At 52.7% G+C, this 13,860-nt stretch carries 16 protein-coding genes; 8 read left to right on the top strand and 8 right to left on the bottom strand.

Going from position 1 to position 13,860, the window contains the following annotated elements:
* Positions 1-101 precede the first annotated feature (101 nt).
* The 6 genes from R2K28_RS11015 to R2K28_RS10990 all read right to left on the bottom strand — a co-directional run bounded on the left by R2K28_RS11015 (position 102) and on the right by R2K28_RS10990 (position 5,977).
* Positions 102-1,979 (bottom strand): V-type ATP synthase subunit I, encoded by a 1,878-nt coding sequence (locus R2K28_RS11015; protein WP_316364369.1) that lies wholly within the window; start codon positions 1,977-1,979, stop codon positions 102-104.
* Entirely contained in the window at positions 1,972-3,033 is a 1,062-nt protein-coding gene (locus tag R2K28_RS11010) for a V-type ATPase subunit (RefSeq protein WP_316364368.1), read from the bottom strand. The genes R2K28_RS11015 and R2K28_RS11010 overlap by 8 nt, the downstream gene beginning before the upstream one ends.
* 9 nt (positions 3,034-3,042) lie before the next feature.
* The gene (locus R2K28_RS11005) at positions 3,043-3,369 is read right to left on the bottom strand and encodes an ATPase (protein ID WP_116444530.1); all 327 of its coding nucleotides are present in this window, start codon (positions 3,367-3,369) and stop codon (positions 3,043-3,045) included.
* Positions 3,370-3,609: 240 nt separating this feature from the next.
* Entirely contained in the window at positions 3,610-3,996 is a 387-nt protein-coding gene (locus R2K28_RS11000; protein WP_316364367.1) for a DUF971 domain-containing protein, read from the bottom strand.
* Positions 3,997-4,011: 15 nt separating this feature from the next.
* Positions 4,012-5,049: a ferrochelatase gene (gene hemH, locus R2K28_RS10995; RefSeq protein ID WP_316364366.1), complete on the bottom strand. Its 1,038-nt coding sequence runs from the start codon at positions 5,047-5,049 to the stop codon at positions 4,012-4,014.
* A gap of 4 nt (positions 5,050-5,053) precedes the next feature.
* Positions 5,054-5,977 (bottom strand): hypothetical protein, encoded by a 924-nt coding sequence (locus R2K28_RS10990; RefSeq protein WP_316364365.1) that lies wholly within the window; start codon positions 5,975-5,977, stop codon positions 5,054-5,056.
* 108 nt (positions 5,978-6,085) lie between these two features.
* Here R2K28_RS10990 and nth point away from each other — a divergent pair, with 108 nt between their 5' ends.
* Genes nth through R2K28_RS10970 form a run of 4 tightly spaced genes read left to right on the top strand, consistent with a single transcriptional unit; the run spans position 6,086 to position 7,880 of the window.
* Positions 6,086-6,718: an endonuclease III gene (gene nth, locus R2K28_RS10985; RefSeq protein ID WP_316364364.1), complete on the top strand. Its 633-nt coding sequence runs from the start codon at positions 6,086-6,088 to the stop codon at positions 6,716-6,718.
* Between the two features lie 54 nt (positions 6,719-6,772).
* Positions 6,773-7,231, top strand: coding sequence for a DUF302 domain-containing protein (locus tag R2K28_RS10980; RefSeq protein ID WP_316364363.1), 459 nt, complete (start codon positions 6,773-6,775; stop codon positions 7,229-7,231).
* 11 nt (positions 7,232-7,242) lie between these two features.
* Positions 7,243-7,665 carry a DUF1841 family protein gene (locus tag R2K28_RS10975; protein WP_442871392.1) on the top strand — a complete coding sequence of 141 codons (423 nt, stop codon included), beginning with the start codon at positions 7,243-7,245 and terminating at the stop codon, positions 7,663-7,665.
* Between the two features lie 5 nt (positions 7,666-7,670).
* On the top strand, positions 7,671-7,880 hold the full coding sequence (locus R2K28_RS10970; RefSeq protein ID WP_316364362.1) for a hypothetical protein: 210 nt from the start codon (positions 7,671-7,673) through the stop codon (positions 7,878-7,880).
* Between the two features lie 11 nt (positions 7,881-7,891).
* Here R2K28_RS10970 and R2K28_RS10965 read toward each other — a convergent pair whose 3' ends face one another.
* Together R2K28_RS10965 and R2K28_RS10960 are read right to left on the bottom strand one after the other, a co-directional pair.
* Positions 7,892-8,260: a PilZ domain-containing protein gene (locus tag R2K28_RS10965; RefSeq protein WP_316364361.1), complete on the bottom strand. Its 369-nt coding sequence runs from the start codon at positions 8,258-8,260 to the stop codon at positions 7,892-7,894.
* A 28-nt stretch (positions 8,261-8,288) separates the two neighbouring features.
* On the bottom strand, positions 8,289-8,921 hold the full coding sequence (locus R2K28_RS10960) for an FHA domain-containing protein (protein WP_316364360.1): 633 nt from the start codon (positions 8,919-8,921) through the stop codon (positions 8,289-8,291).
* Between the two features lie 399 nt (positions 8,922-9,320).
* Here R2K28_RS10960 and R2K28_RS10955 point away from each other — a divergent pair, with 399 nt between their 5' ends.
* From R2K28_RS10955 to fliE, 4 genes are all read left to right on the top strand, one after another.
* A complete protein-coding gene (locus R2K28_RS10955) occupies positions 9,321-10,796 on the top strand; it encodes a sigma-54 dependent transcriptional regulator (RefSeq protein WP_316364359.1) in 1,476 nt (491 codons plus the stop codon).
* A gap of 114 nt (positions 10,797-10,910) precedes the next feature.
* Complete coding sequence (locus tag R2K28_RS10950; protein ID WP_316364358.1) at positions 10,911-12,143, top strand: sensor histidine kinase; 1,233 nt, start codon at positions 10,911-10,913, stop codon at positions 12,141-12,143.
* Positions 12,140-13,480, top strand: a complete 1,341-nt coding sequence (locus R2K28_RS10945; RefSeq protein ID WP_316364357.1) for a sigma-54-dependent transcriptional regulator — start codon at positions 12,140-12,142, stop codon at positions 13,478-13,480. Before R2K28_RS10950 ends, R2K28_RS10945 begins: the two co-directional genes overlap by 4 nt.
* A 68-nt stretch (positions 13,481-13,548) precedes the next feature.
* Positions 13,549-13,857: a flagellar hook-basal body complex protein FliE gene (gene fliE, locus R2K28_RS10940; RefSeq protein ID WP_316364356.1), complete on the top strand. Its 309-nt coding sequence runs from the start codon at positions 13,549-13,551 to the stop codon at positions 13,855-13,857.
* Positions 13,858-13,860: the final 3 nt, after the last annotated feature.

The following is a 13,860-nucleotide window of genomic DNA, read 5'->3' as shown; positions in this document are numbered from 1 at the left end:
TCGCTCACGTCAGTTTGGATTAACTCACGATGCCCTGAACATGAAGCGTTACTGCAATCTGATAACTCAAAACTAAAAACTCATAACTCAAAACTTTTAACTCATAGAGTTAAAGGTTTAAACGCCTTCCCATCCCCCGAATAGAAACGTGAAAAGCCTTCATAGAATTCAAGACGCAGTACCTGGATGGCAACGATCAGGCCCTCCAGGACCAGGATAAATATATTACCCAGGATTACCGTGATCCAGTGGCCCATGTCACCCATCATGTTGGCCAGGGTGAAGACCGCGATCGCCAAGGCCACATGGTTCAGACTGAAGGCAGCGACACGCAGGAAGGAGAGGGTGTTGGACGCATACCCGGTAATTGTCTCGAAGGTCTCGATGAAGGCCACCAGGATTCGCTCGCCAATCGAGGCCTCCTGCTCCACCAGTTTGTGGGCAAAGATGCCGATCAGGGTAAGGATCGCCAGGGTGCCCCAAAAAGCAGAGACGCTGCCACTGCTGTAGAAGCTGTAGCCTGTTCCCAACAGACCGGTATAGAGTAGCAGTGAGAGCAGGCCGTTATCACCGAACAGGGCGCCGATGCGGTCACCTATCATCACGTGGTTGAAGATATTCAACAGGGTCACCAGGACGATAAAGCCAACTCCCCACAACAGTGCCACGGTAAGCATGTAGAGAGGATCGGTGAGGGGGGCTATCCAGAGTGCATGCAGGATATGCTCGTAGCCGAAGATACTGCCGTAGAGAAAGCCGAACAGGATCGATGAGAGACCGGCGACGACGCCAAAAGGCGTAAAGCTTCCGAGCTTGTGCCGCATCAGCAGGGAGACGGCGATAATCACTGCACCATGCCCCACATCGCCGAACATCATGCCGAACATAAGGGTATAGGTGAGGGCGAAAAGCTGGGTGGGATTGACCTCGCCATAGCGGGGAACACCATATTGCATCACCAATGAGGAGAAGGGTCTGAACAGCCGGTTATGCCGCATCACCGATGGTACCAGTCCGCGTTCCTCCGGTTTCGGATCGCGGCTCTCCAGGACGAAGGTATTGGGAAGCTTCTCCCTTAATGTGTTTTCCACCAGGGTTATATCCTCGGCGGGGACCCACCCCTGTAAACGGGAAAGGTTGCCACGGTGGCGGGCGGCCTCTCCAAGGGCTACATAGGGTGCGGCCAGGTGGAGGATGCGGGCCGCTTTCTGCAGCTCCTGGCCGGAGGATTCGCTCCAGGCGCTGATACTCTGTTCCAGGGTTTTCTGCGCCTCTTCCACCGCTGCCAAGCGTTGCATGAGACGGCTCTTGGCGGCTTCAGGATGGGCATGCAGCTCCGGTGGAATATCCAGGGGCCTGAATCCGGCAGTATCGAGTACCGATTTCAGTTTCGAGCCTTCACGACCTCCTATGCCGACGATGATCACATGACTCTCATTCTCGCTTTCATGAAAGGGAAAGAGCAGATAGTTGTCCAGTCCCAGGGCATCCTTAAGTTGGCTTACTTGGTTGCGGGGCACCATGCCAATGGTGGTTTCGAGAAACTGCTTGTCCCCTTGCAGCTGACCCAGGTCGATGTGCAGATTGTGAAAATTGGCCAGAGTGGTCTCCAGCTGATCGATGCTGCGTCGCTCCTCCAGTTGACGGCGGCGGGTCTCTTCAAAATCGGAGCAGCTCTCCCACGCCTTCCCCAGCCACTGATTTACCTGTTCCAGTTCCTGTTCGGTGATTGGCGTGGCTTCACCGAAATGCAGGGTGGGGGTGAATTCGACTTGGGATGCGATCTTATCCATGCGCGCCTTCGCCTGCGCATAACACTCCCGAAAGTGTTGGCCGGGAACATCCGGCAGTGCCTGTTCGGCATATGGACGGTTGTCCGGGCTGAAACTGTTGAGACCGGCCAGGATCATCGAGGCGCTGGGTAGATCCTCGGTGAGGACCTGCAGGCTGATATGCTTCATCGGCAAGGGGCTAAACATGACCTGCCTCAGTTACCTCGGTATGCATGGGATCGCTGGGTACCGCCTCATTTATGATCTCCGTATCCATCTGCAGCAGTTTTCCCTGGATAATGGCGTAGAGTTTCATCAGGTCCATGTCGCGAATGATCAAATAGCTCAGGGCGGAGACCACCGCATCCGGGCTGTAGTGCATCAACTTACGCAATTCGTCGGAGACGGTGTGGTCAAGGCGCTGGCGCACCTGGGTAATATTGTTGGCATCCGCAAGGATGGCCTTAAACGGGGCAGGCAGATGGTCGATGATTGTCTCCAGACCATCAAGATTGGCCAGTTCCATCAGCTTTTCACGCTGGATGCGTCCACCGTAGGGGATCAGCAGGTAGTAGGCCTCGCTGGGGACGAAGCGATAGACCAGCCGGTAGCGCAGTAGCCAGAGGATGTTCTGCCGATCGACCATCACCCCGATCACCTTTTTCAGGCCGCGTTTATCGATGCTGTCCGTGATGTTGGCATGGCGCAGCATGCCGGTGTAGTAGAGTCGATCGATGGCGGCGTCAAGGGAGAAGTTCTCGTGCTGCTCCTCGTACACACTGCGCGCCTGCCTGGCGATCAGGGCATAGGGTCCCTGGTCGAGTTGACGCAGCATCTCCAGGACATTCTCCGCCTGCAGCAGGGATTCGTGTGGCAGGCGGATGTTCTCGGGCATCTCGAACAGGTTGTCGCGAATCTCCTCCATCCCGAGACTGTTCAATTTACCCCTGATCAATGTTTTCAGGTTATAGAGTTCGAACTTCCTCGGCCAATACAGCATCAAGCCACGGGATCGACCGCTGAGCGGGCGCAGCAGGACCGAGAGTTCACGCATCAGCCGCTGCAACAAGGCCTGCTCAACCAGGCGGATCTTCTGCCGGTTGTCTATGGATTCCTCAAAGATCGGCTGCAGATCGAAGCTATCCCCCAGTTGTCGGAGTGACATCTGTTTCAGGCGTTCGATCTGCGCGTTGTCCAGCAGGCGTGCCGAGAGTACGCCGACACGGGTTTTCAGATAGGCTTGATCCCTATTCGAACTCATCAGCTAAGGTCAATCTTCATCAGCCGTGGGATCGATCAGTGCGCTGAAGGCCGCTTCCAATGCATCATCCTCGCGCGCTTCGGCATATTCGCGCAATTGGGAATGGCGTTCATTGAAGCGTTTCTTTAGCTCCGCGATGGTTTGTTCAGCGCGGGTTTCCGCCTTCTCCATGAAACTGTTGTGCAGTTCGGGAATGCGTGCCTCGAAATGCTCCTCTTTGGTCTTGGCCTCCTGTAAAGCCTCCTGAATCATGCGCTCGCGCATCTCTTCGGCTTTGCTGTGGATTGTTTGCGCCTTGGTTTCAGCCTCGAGCAGGCGTTGCAGTGACTCTTCCATTAACTCTAATCCCCCCAGTATTATGTTGGGTCGTTTGTTGTCTGAGGATCCATTGCAAGAGTAAGCATAGAAACCCTGCAATACATAGATAGATAGTGTAGCTAATTTAGCTATGGAGTGTATGACAACATTCCGAGTAGTGATTGAGCCAGATCATTAATCGAACATCTAATTCTTCGCATCCTGAAATTGTATCGCGCCCAGGTTGGATGCAGCTTGCGGCAGCTAATTTCTCGGATATCAGCTTGTGGGGGGGATCAAATCCGGGTCCTTGCGCTGATAACCGACAGCCTCGAGTTTCTCCAGGTAGGCTTGCCAGAGCTCGTCATGATGTTTGCCCAGATTGTAGAGATAGCGCCAGTCGTAGAGCCCTGAATTGTGTCCGTCATCGAAATGGATCTTGATCGCATATTGGCCGACAGGTTCTATCCGGGTAATCGAGACCATCTCTTTGCCCCTCTCCAGTTTTGCGCTTGCCGGACTGTGGCCCCGGGTCTCGGCAGAGGGTGAATATACCCGCAGGTATTCGCAGGGGAGCGAGAAATGGCTGCCGTCATCAAAGGCGATGTCCAGAAAGCGACTCTTCTGGTGTACCTTGATATCGACCGGGTGGGGGTAATCTGCCATCGGCGTATCTCTTGATTAAGTCGGTTCCGCTTCGGGCCAGCCCGAGACATGATTACAGACCAGGTCAGCAAGCAGCTGCATATGTTCCGGGTGGTCATTCAGGGCCGGTATATAGGTATAGCTTTTGCCGCCGGCCTGGAGAAAGGCATCACGATTCTCTTCGGCGATCTCTTCCAGGGTCTCCAGACAGTCGGCGGAGAAAGCGGGGCAGATCACCTGGACGCTCTCTATACCCTCGGCACCCCATTGTTTCAGGGTCTCCATGGTATAGGGTTTGACCCACTCCTGGGCGCCAAACCGGGATTGGAAGCTGAGATGCCACTGCTCCCTGTTCAGCCCCAGGTTCTCCACAACCCGGTTCGCCGTGGCGTGGCACTCATCGGGATAGGGGTCGCCGGCCTGGTAGTAGGGCTTGGGTATGCCATGAAAAGAGAACAGCAGTTTTTGTGCCTCCCCAGCCTGTTGACGGTAGGTGCGTATGCTCTCACTCAAGACCCGGATGTAGTCCGGCTGGTCATGGTAGCGTTGTATGAAACGGAGTTCAGGTATCCAGCGCCAGCGTTGCAGTTCCCCGGTCACCGCATCGAAAATGGAGGCAGTGGTGGTGGCTGAATATTGCGGATAGAGAGGAAACACCAGCAGGCGTTGCACATTCTTCTGACGTAGCTCCTGGAGTACGCTGGCAATGGATGGAGTGCCGTAGCGCATTGCCAATGCCACCTGGATATTCCCCTGCAGACGTGATTGCAATATCTCTTGCAGGGCCAGTTGTTGCCTTTTGGAAATGGCCAACAGCGGTGAACCATCCTCAGTCCAGATACGTTTATAGTCCTCAGCCTTACGTTTCGGCCTGACCCGCAATACGATGCCGTGGAGGATAATCTTCCAGATCAGTTTCGGGATCGCCACCACACGCGGATCACTGAGGAATTCCGCCAGATATCGACGCACAGCTGCCGCTGTCGGGGCATCAGGTGTCCCAAGGTTAATGATCACTATCCCAAGGCCGCCATCAGGCTGGTTCAGCTGATCGGATTGATTGATGTACTTCATAGACTCATTTCCGGTTTGCAGAGCGGATTTTTGCTTCAACCCGCGCACTATTCAACAGGTCATTATTGTGTATTTCCGGATAGAGACGCCACAGACGCTCGACAATTTCAGCCTGCATCACGGCAATGGGTTCAAGACGTTCTCGCGTTGCCGGAGTGAGTCCCTGCAATTGTAACAACTGGGGTGCTCTCCAGGCGATATAGTCGGCCACCAAGCCGGAATCCTCTTCATCCTCCCAATCCTCAGTGATGGGTAGCTCCGGAAAATCGCCTCTGGCCAGTGAGGGAGTATACTCATTGCAGATAAGGTACCTACCGTCCGGGAGATGTTTGAACCAGGCACTTCTATGCTGTTGACCGCCACGGTGTCGTACCGTTGCCTCCAGGATGGAGGCGTGCACCCGGGGATTATACCCATCGTTGTTGGGTTGATCCCTTTCCAATAGCCAGGGAGAGATGAAAGAGAAATCACCCCGTTCAGTGGCAATCCATTTCGGGTTGTGGCGACGCTGCATCTCATTCTCATTTCGACAGGTGTTTAAAAGCGCAACTGGTCTGAGACTCTGTTCGTCCAGCAACCAATGCTCATAGATGTCTGCCGGAGGGAATGGAAGATCGTCGATCAAAGGAGCCAGGGCAGCGATCAGTTGTTCTGCCGATGTGATCATGTCGCGGACATTAAATAGTGGATTTACAGGCACTTGTTGAAGACCTGAACCTGGAGTCCAACGTCCAAAGGTGTAGAACTGCTTGCCACTGAATGGCATATTGGCCCATAGGCCTTGTGGTGTGTCGCTCAACACCTGGATCTCCCAGACCACGCCACTACTGCTCAATGCGCGGGCATTTGCAGCGGAGAATATCTGCAAAACACCATTGAAAGGATTGAGTCGACGGATGCTGAATGCGCTTAATTCAGAATTAGCCATAGTGAGGAGCCTACATCAGCGGACTGGAACAAGCGAGTTTCGGCTTGGTATAGTCGGGGTGTGGTGGGTAATGTGTCAATCAGGCTCAAATGTTTGCGATAAAGTCATATGAATAGAGATAAACGCCGTGCCATCTTTGAGCGGCTGCAGACGCAGAATCCCAATCCCACCACTGAACTAAATTATAAAACACCATTCGAACTGCTTGTGGCGGTTATCCTGTCGGCACAGGCAACAGATAAAAGCGTGAATAAAGCGACGCAACAGCTTTTTCCCTTGGCCAACACACCAGAGAAGATTTTCGAGCTGGGCGAGGAGGGGTTGAAGCGCTATATCAGAACCATCGGCCTGTTCAACAGCAAAGCCAAGAATATTGTGCAAACCTGTCGTATTCTAATTCAGGAGTATGGGGGCGATGTGCCGGATAGACGCGAAGCACTGGAGGCCTTGCCTGGTGTGGGTAGAAAGACAGCCAATGTTGTATTGAATACTGCATTCGGTCAACCTACCATGGCGGTGGATACCCACATTTTTCGGGTTGCAAATCGAACCCGTCTGGCGCCGGGCAAGACACCGCTGCAAGTGGAACAAAAGCTGTTACGCTATATTCCCGTACCATTCCTGCAGGATGCGCATCACTGGCTGATATTACATGGACGCTATACGTGTATTGCACGCAAGCCTCGATGCGGGAGTTGTGTTATTGAAGATCTGTGCGAATATCGAGAAAAGACAGAGTAAAACCCGCCTGAGTTGCTGTTTATCCATGCTTCAGGCTTATCAAAGGAGATGACGATGAAAAAAACGACCTCTATCTTGGTAGTGTTAATGTTGTTGGCGAGTAGTTCCATAGCCATGGCGGATGCGGGATTGATCAATGTTCGGAGTCAGTTCGATGTGGAAAAGACCGCTGATCGTTTTGCCGCGGCAGCAACAGAGGCTGGATTGAAGGTGTTCAACCGTATCGATCATGCGGCCGGTGCGGCAAAGGTGGGAAAATCTCTGCGCCCCACCCATTTGATTATCTTCGGCAGCCCCAAAGTCGGTACGGCTCTGATGACGAGTGATCAGCGTGTCGGTATCGATCTGCCTTTGAAGGCATTGGTGTGGCAGGATGCGGAAGGCAAAGTCTGGTTGAGCTACAACAGCCCTGATTATGTGTTCAATCGCTTTGCAATCGATGACAGGCCGAAGGTCAAGGGCAAGGTCACTGGAGCGCTGGAAAAATTTGCAAAGCATGCCACGCAGCCGTAGAAGTTGAGTCTATGATCAGTGGTGACCGTAATCAAATGCGCCAGGTCTTTTTTGAGGCGTGGCGTAAGCACCAAGCAGGTGAGGCGATGGAGCCGCTGGAGAAGATGATCTCCAGCGTGATTACGCAACATCCTGAATACCATGCAATGTTGAACGATCGAGAGCGCTTTCTAGTACAGGAGTTTCATGCTGAGGGAGGTGAAAGTAATCCGTTTCTGCATATGGCCATGCACATCAGCCTGTTGGAACAGATTTCAACTGATCGACCGCTTGGCATCAGCGAGCTTTATCGAGACCTGTGTCGGCGTAGCGGAGAGACCCATACTGTGGAACATCAGCTGATGGAGTGTCTGGGACGTATGTTATGGGAGGCCCAGTCCGCCAATCGGATGCCGGATGAACAAGCCTATCTCGATTGTATCAAGGCGCTATAGAGCTGATGACATTGGTGGATAATCGCAATTGTACATTATGCCGGGTCATGCGGGGTTTGGCCTTTGGTGGGATAGGTGCCGCCATTGGCGGTTATGGGGCAATCTTTTTTGGCGCCGAACGTGGCGACGCTATCTACTACGCCCTGTTTGGTGCCCTGGCATTGACGGCGTTTCTGCAACGCAAGCGTGATAAGAAGGATGTAGGGGATGAGTAGGGAAGGATCGGCTAACCCAGGGCTTCTAAATCCCGTTGTAGCAGCTCTTCGTCCGCCACATTCAATTCGATCAGGCGGCGCAATAGTGTGATGCTGTGCATGTCGATCTCTTTACACAATATGCCGACATGCTGATTCTCTTCATGGGCGCAGACCGCATGCATGGATATAACCGCATCGGATTCATTGAGCATGACCTTGATGGTAACCTCGTCTCCCATTTCCCCCGCCCAGTCGACAGGTGTCTTGAAGAGTGCGCCTTTGAGTGAGATATCTATCAGGTTAGTGGTATAGGTGGTCTGTTTCCTGATGATTGTTGCCGGGGCATCGAAGAGTATGCGGTGGAAGCGCCGGCGTTCGTTAGAATCTGATTCAGACATATCGTCTACCCGGGCCTGTTAACAAGCCCTAGTTGTGGAACTGCATTTGGGTGCCACCCACATCGATAACATCGCCATCTGCTAACAACTGAGCTTGATTGCCGATCGGTTTGCGGTTGATGCGTGGCGGATTCTGACCTTCGAGAAAGGAGATGAAATAACCATTCTCCCTTCGCGCGATCATGGCACAATCACCGCCCGCATGGCCTATCCGGGTCATATTTCTATGCAAAGGGATGATGCGTCCGAAATTATCACCGTTAATAATTTGCAACACACCTGACTTGGGTGTCGACTCATCCTCTTCAGCCGGTTCTTTCTGCTCCTGGTGCTCACTATTGGGCTGGCCCAGATCAGCGCTGAGGTCCATTACGTCCTCTGCAAAGGATAGTGTATGCTTTCCGACCTGTATCACGTCGCCATGGTTTAGGGTGGTCGTCTCAGACTTCTCATGATTGACCAGGACGGGAAAGGCCTCGTCCTGTGCCTGGAGTCGATAGCTCTGATCATCACTACGGGTGATAACTGCCTGAACAGGTGCAATGGCAAGACTATCGATTGGGATGGTGCAATCCTCATTACGCCCTATCTGAGTCTTGTCGCTCTCAATATGGAATACATCGATTACACGACCTTTGAAGGAGAGGGTGAGTTTTGCCATGGAATTATATTTAGATTCAACCTGTATAAAGTAAAGTATATACGTAGATTTATTAGGAAAACATATCATGATTACTCATCTGCCCATAGGATTTTTACCGGCATATATAGATAAATCTGATAATGTGAGTTTTGTCTCTCAGGCTAGCGGAAATGAGAACAGATCAATTTGGAGGGCCTCATAAATAGGTAATGACATAAAAAAGAGGCTAGCTAAAATGGTAGAGTAATTTTCTATGATAAATGAAAAACCACAAGCTAACCTATAATAATTACAATACGTTAGTAAAAATATTTAACAAAAAACATTGGTACGACGAAATTTTGACATTTTGCATAAATACTGCTTAACTTCGCTCAAACCAAGTTGATTTCACACCCTGTCAAACGGATTTGATTTATGGGTCAAACGATAGTTACAGATGGTCCAGTGTTTCCAAATCTTTGCGTCTATTTAATCGATCAGAATTCTGAACGGCAGAACTACCTGGAGCATGTCATAGGATTTGTCGAAGGTAATCTGCGCGTTGTTTCGGAACTGTCTGAAATTGAACCGCCTTCACAGGATGAGGGTACTGTGTGTGTGGCGCTTTTTCTTGGGGTTGATATGGCACTGGACCAGCAGTTGGAGATTACGCGGAATCTGCAGGAAAAGTTTCCCGGCATGCCGGTTTTCCAACTCTACGATGAGCTTAGTGGCCTACCGGAAAAACTCGAGGGCTGTGACAATCTGATCGGTAGCATCAGGATCCCGAGTGTCTATGATGACCTGATGGCCTTGATACACAAGGCCCAGGTCTATCAAGAACTTAAAACATCGGATGTGCAGACTACTCGCCCGGTTGAACTCTTCCGCAGCTTATCGGGTAGCAGCAGGGCGACCAGACGGGTCAATAAAATGATAGAGCAGGTTGCCGACTCCGAGGCAACGGTATTGATTCTGGGTGAGTCGGGTACGGGTAAAGAGGTGGTGGCCCGCAAGCTCCATTTTCACTCCGTGAGGCGGGGTAAGCCTTTTGTCCCTGTCAATTGTGGCGCGATCCCGGCGGATCTCCTGGAAAGTGAATTGTTTGGTCATGAGAAAGGCGCCTTTACCGGTGCCATCAGCGCTCGTCAGGGACGCTTCGAGATGGCCGAGAACGGTACCCTGTTTCTGGATGAGATCGGGGACATGAGTATGCCGATGCAGGTTAAGTTGCTCCGGGTTCTGCAGGAGAGAACCTTCGAGCGGGTTGGCAGCAGCAAAACCATGGCCTGCAATGTGCGTATCATCGCGGCGACCCATCGAAATCTTGAAGAGGCAATCAAAAACGGCGACTTCCGTGAGGATCTCTTCTATCGATTGAATGTTTTTCCCATAGAAATGCCGCCCCTCAGGGATCGTGTTGAAGATATTCCGGTTCTGGTCAACGACCTTATTCACCGCATCGAAAATGAGAAACGGGGATCGGTAAGGTTGACCCCCGCGGCGATCGCCGCACTGAGTCACTATCGTTGGCCTGGCAATGTCAGGGAGTTGGCCAATCTCATTGAACGTCTTGCCATTTTGCATCCCTATGGGGTCGTTGATGTGAGTGATCTGCCCGACAAGTTCCGTCCCCTGGGCGATCTGCACGAGATGACCCAGCTACCCCAAGTCACTATCGAGGGAGAGGAGCCGGGCACGACGGTGAATGCCCCGCGTCTGCCCAATGATGGACTGGATCTGAAGGCGCATCTGAACTCACTCGAACAGAGTCTGATTCAACAGGCCCTGGATGAATCGGATGGAATTGTCGCCCATGCCGCCAAGCGGCTGCATATGCGGCGTACGACCCTGGTGGAGAAGTTACGTAAATATGGCCTCCAGCGTCAAACAGAGTCGCCGGGAATTTGACACACACTCTAAACACCCTTTCTAACTATCTGAAAGAAAAGAAATAATTATTTAGGCACGTTAGTTGCTTTGTCATTTGTGAGCTATCTCAATTGACTACAGAGGCCGAATGACGTGTCACCCAAACCATCTCTCGCCGACAGACAGCACGCCTTGGAATCTGCGTTCAAGCTGTTTAATCAGCTCTCTGAAGAGCTGACCGGCTCCTACCAACAGCTGCAGGATCAAGTGCTTGAGCTGAGTCAGGAACTTGCGGCCGCCCGCAGTGAACGTATGGTCCAGCTCGCTGAGAAGGAGCGGCTGGCGGATCGTCTGGAGAAACTGCTTAAAACCTTGCCGGCGGCGGTAATTGTGCTGGATGGGGAGGAGCGTGTTCGCGAATTCAATCCGGCTGCCATAAAGCTGCTCGGGAAGCTCCGTGAATATGATACCTGGCCAGAAGTCATGCGGGCCAACGTATTGACTGCAGATGTCTCCGGTAGTGAGCTCAGACTACGCAGTGGTCGCCTGCTTACCCTCTCATCCAGCCAGTTGGAACAGACACCGGGGCGTATCCTGGTGCTACTCGATGTGACTGAAACCCGGCGCCTCCAAGAGCGCCTGAACAGACGCGAGCGATTGAGCGCGATGGGTGAGATGTCGGCCCAATTGGCTCACCAGATGCGTACCCCTTTGAGTACGGCCTTGCTCTATATCTCGCATCTGGCGAGTGACGATCTGAACCCCCATAAGCGCCATCAGTTTACGGCGAAACTCCGCGACAGGTTGCAGCATATGGAGCGTCAAATACATGACATCCTACTCTTTGCACGGGGTGCGGATGCGGGTGATACCCGTCTTTCCCTGGGTAAGTTATTGAAATCCTTCGCTGCATCTGTGGAACCGGAACTTAGTGATGTGGATGTGCAGCTGTTGATAGACGATCAGAGTCAGGGACGCGCCATTATGATCGGTCGTGCAGATGCACTAGAGGGTTTATTGAACAATTTACTTGAAAATGCTGTTCAGCAGGGAGCCAGTCAGATTTGTCTTTCTCTGTGTGTCGGATCGGAAATCGAATTGGATGTGGCCGATAACGGCAGTGGCATCCCGGATGATCTACAGCAGAGTATCTTCGATCCGTTTTTTACTACACGCAATACAGGCACAGGTTTGGGATTGGCCGTGGTTCAGAATTTAGTCTTGAACCATGGTGGGGAAATCACCAGCGGCCGCTCCGATAGTGGCGGTGCCCTGTTTCATCTTCGCTTCCCATTGGCTTTAAGAAAGCTCGATTTAGTGCCGCGGACAACCGGCGAGCGAAGGTCAGTTTCAGAACACTTTGATGCGATGAGGAGCCTGTCATGAGTTTGGCGACGGTGCTGATTGTTGAAGACGATCCTTCACTCAGGGAAGCCCTGAGCGACACATTGGAACTTGCCGGTTACCCGGTTTGTGTCGCTGAGGAGGGCGGTGCTGCTTTGGGACTGCTGCAACAAAGATCTGTCGGTATGGTTATCAGCGATGTGCAGATGCAACCCATGGACGGCCACAGCCTGTTACGCCAGATCAGAGATCGTTACCCGGAATTACCCGTGCTGTTGATGACAGCTTACGGCAGCATCGAAAAGGCGGTTATGGCGATGCATGACGGCGCCGTCGACTACCTGGCAAAACCCTTTGAGGCGGAGGTGCTGGTGAGTAAGGTCGCGAGTCACATCCGCTCGGATGTTGAGCCTGTAATAGATGGGCCCATTGCGGAGGATTTACGCAGCCGTGAAGTGCTCGATCTTGCCCTGCGCGTCGCCAGGAGTGATGCCACGGTATTGCTGCATGGTGAGAGTGGCACCGGGAAAGAGGTGTTTGCCCGCTATATCCATCAGCACTCGAGCCGTGCTGAGGGGGCATTCGTCGCCATCAATTGTGCCGCCATTCCGGAAAATATGCTCGAAGCAGTGCTTTTTGGCTATGAGAAGGGTGCCTTTACCGGTGCCTATCAGGCTACTCCCGGTAAATTCGAACAGGCCCAGGGCGGTACCCTGTTACTGGATGAGATATCCGAGATGAGCCTGGCACTGCAGGCAAAGCTGCTGCGGGTGTTGCAAGAGAAGGAGCTTGAACGCCTGGGTGGGAGAAAATTGATAGAGCTGGATGTAAGGGTTCTGGCAACCACTAATCGTAAACTGCGGGAAGAGGTCTCTGCCGGTCGCTTCAGAGAGGACCTTTTCTATCGCTTGAATGTTTTTCCCCTGAGTCTGCCACCACTGCGCGAGCGCCAGCGGGATATTCTCCCCTTGGCCCGTCATCTTATCCAACACAATCACCGCACCGGACAGGCACTCCCGAGCTTGAGCGATGAGGCCAAGCAGCGCCTGCTGGCCCATGCCTGGCCGGGGAATGTGCGGGAACTCGACAACCTGATTCAACGGGCACTTATTCTCAATAACGATGGTGTGATTGGCGCGGATGAACTCTGTTTCGAGAGCGAGGGTGCAGAATCGAAACCTGCACCGACTCCACAGCGTTCCAATCCGGGTCGTCTGCCGGAAGACCTTCGCTCGGTGGAGGAGCAGATGATTCTGGATGCACTGGAAGAGGGTCAGAGCAGCCGCAAGGCCGTCGCCAGCCGGCTTGGCATCAGTGAACGGACATTGCGCTACAAGATCGCCCGCATGCGTGAGGCGGGTGTGGCCATTCCAGGTTGAGATGGTATGAAATCTGCGTGGTAAAGGTGAGTAGTTGAACAATCGGGAAGAGAACGATGAGTAACAGTATGAACATTGATCAAGTCCTGGCCCAGATGCGGGTGATGGCGGCCCAGGCCACCAATCAACCAACCCAGGCATCGGAGAGCTCCGGGGCAGATTTCGGTGAACTCCTGAAGCAGTCGATCGATCATGTCAATTCCGCGCAAAAGGAGGCCAGTGAGCTGCGCAGCGCCTTTGAGCGTGGCGAGGGAGATATGGATCTGGCCCAGGTGATGATTGCGGCGCAGAAGTCGAGTCTCTCCTTCGAGGCCATGGTGCAGGTACGTAATAAACTCGTCGAAGCATATAAAGACGTTATGAATATGCCAATCTAAGTA

The organism is Candidatus Thiodiazotropha sp. CDECU1 (genome assembly GCF_963455295.1).
Taxonomy (GTDB): Bacteria; Pseudomonadota; Gammaproteobacteria; order Chromatiales; family Chromatiaceae; genus Thiodiazotropha.
The sequence above is the reverse complement of the archived record's forward strand: the minus strand, read 5'-3'. Positions and strand labels throughout refer to the sequence as shown.

Coding starts and splice junctions, on each gene's coding strand:
- R2K28_RS10960 (WP_316364360.1), bottom strand. CDS start 8,921: ATGGCAAAACTCACCCTCTCCTTCAAAGGTCGTGTAATCGATGTATTC.
- nth (WP_316364364.1), top strand. CDS start 6,086: ATGAATAGAGATAAACGCCGTGCCATCTTTGAGCGGCTGCAGACGCAG.
- R2K28_RS10945 (WP_316364357.1), top strand. CDS start 12,140: ATGAGTTTGGCGACGGTGCTGATTGTTGAAGACGATCCTTCACTCAGG.
- R2K28_RS10970 (WP_316364362.1), top strand. CDS start 7,671: ATGACATTGGTGGATAATCGCAATTGTACATTATGCCGGGTCATGCGG.
- R2K28_RS11015 (WP_316364369.1), bottom strand. CDS start 1,979: ATGTTTAGCCCCTTGCCGATGAAGCATATCAGCCTGCAGGTCCTCACC.
- R2K28_RS10965 (WP_316364361.1), bottom strand. CDS start 8,260: ATGTCTGAATCAGATTCTAACGAACGCCGGCGCTTCCACCGCATACTC.
- R2K28_RS10975 (WP_442871392.1), top strand. CDS start 7,243: ATGATCAGTGGTGACCGTAATCAAATGCGCCAGGTCTTTTTTGAGGCG.
- hemH (WP_316364366.1), bottom strand. CDS start 5,049: ATGAAGTACATCAATCAATCCGATCAGCTGAACCAGCCTGATGGCGGC.
- R2K28_RS11005 (WP_116444530.1), bottom strand. CDS start 3,369: ATGGAAGAGTCACTGCAACGCCTGCTCGAGGCTGAAACCAAGGCGCAA.
- R2K28_RS10955 (WP_316364359.1), top strand. CDS start 9,321: ATGGGTCAAACGATAGTTACAGATGGTCCAGTGTTTCCAAATCTTTGC.
- fliE (WP_316364356.1), top strand. CDS start 13,549: ATGAACATTGATCAAGTCCTGGCCCAGATGCGGGTGATGGCGGCCCAG.
- R2K28_RS10990 (WP_316364365.1), bottom strand. CDS start 5,977: ATGGCTAATTCTGAATTAAGCGCATTCAGCATCCGTCGACTCAATCCT.
- R2K28_RS10980 (WP_316364363.1), top strand. CDS start 6,773: ATGAAAAAAACGACCTCTATCTTGGTAGTGTTAATGTTGTTGGCGAGT.
- R2K28_RS11010 (WP_316364368.1), bottom strand. CDS start 3,033: ATGAGTTCGAATAGGGATCAAGCCTATCTGAAAACCCGTGTCGGCGTA.
- R2K28_RS11000 (WP_316364367.1), bottom strand. CDS start 3,996: ATGGCAGATTACCCCCACCCGGTCGATATCAAGGTACACCAGAAGAGT.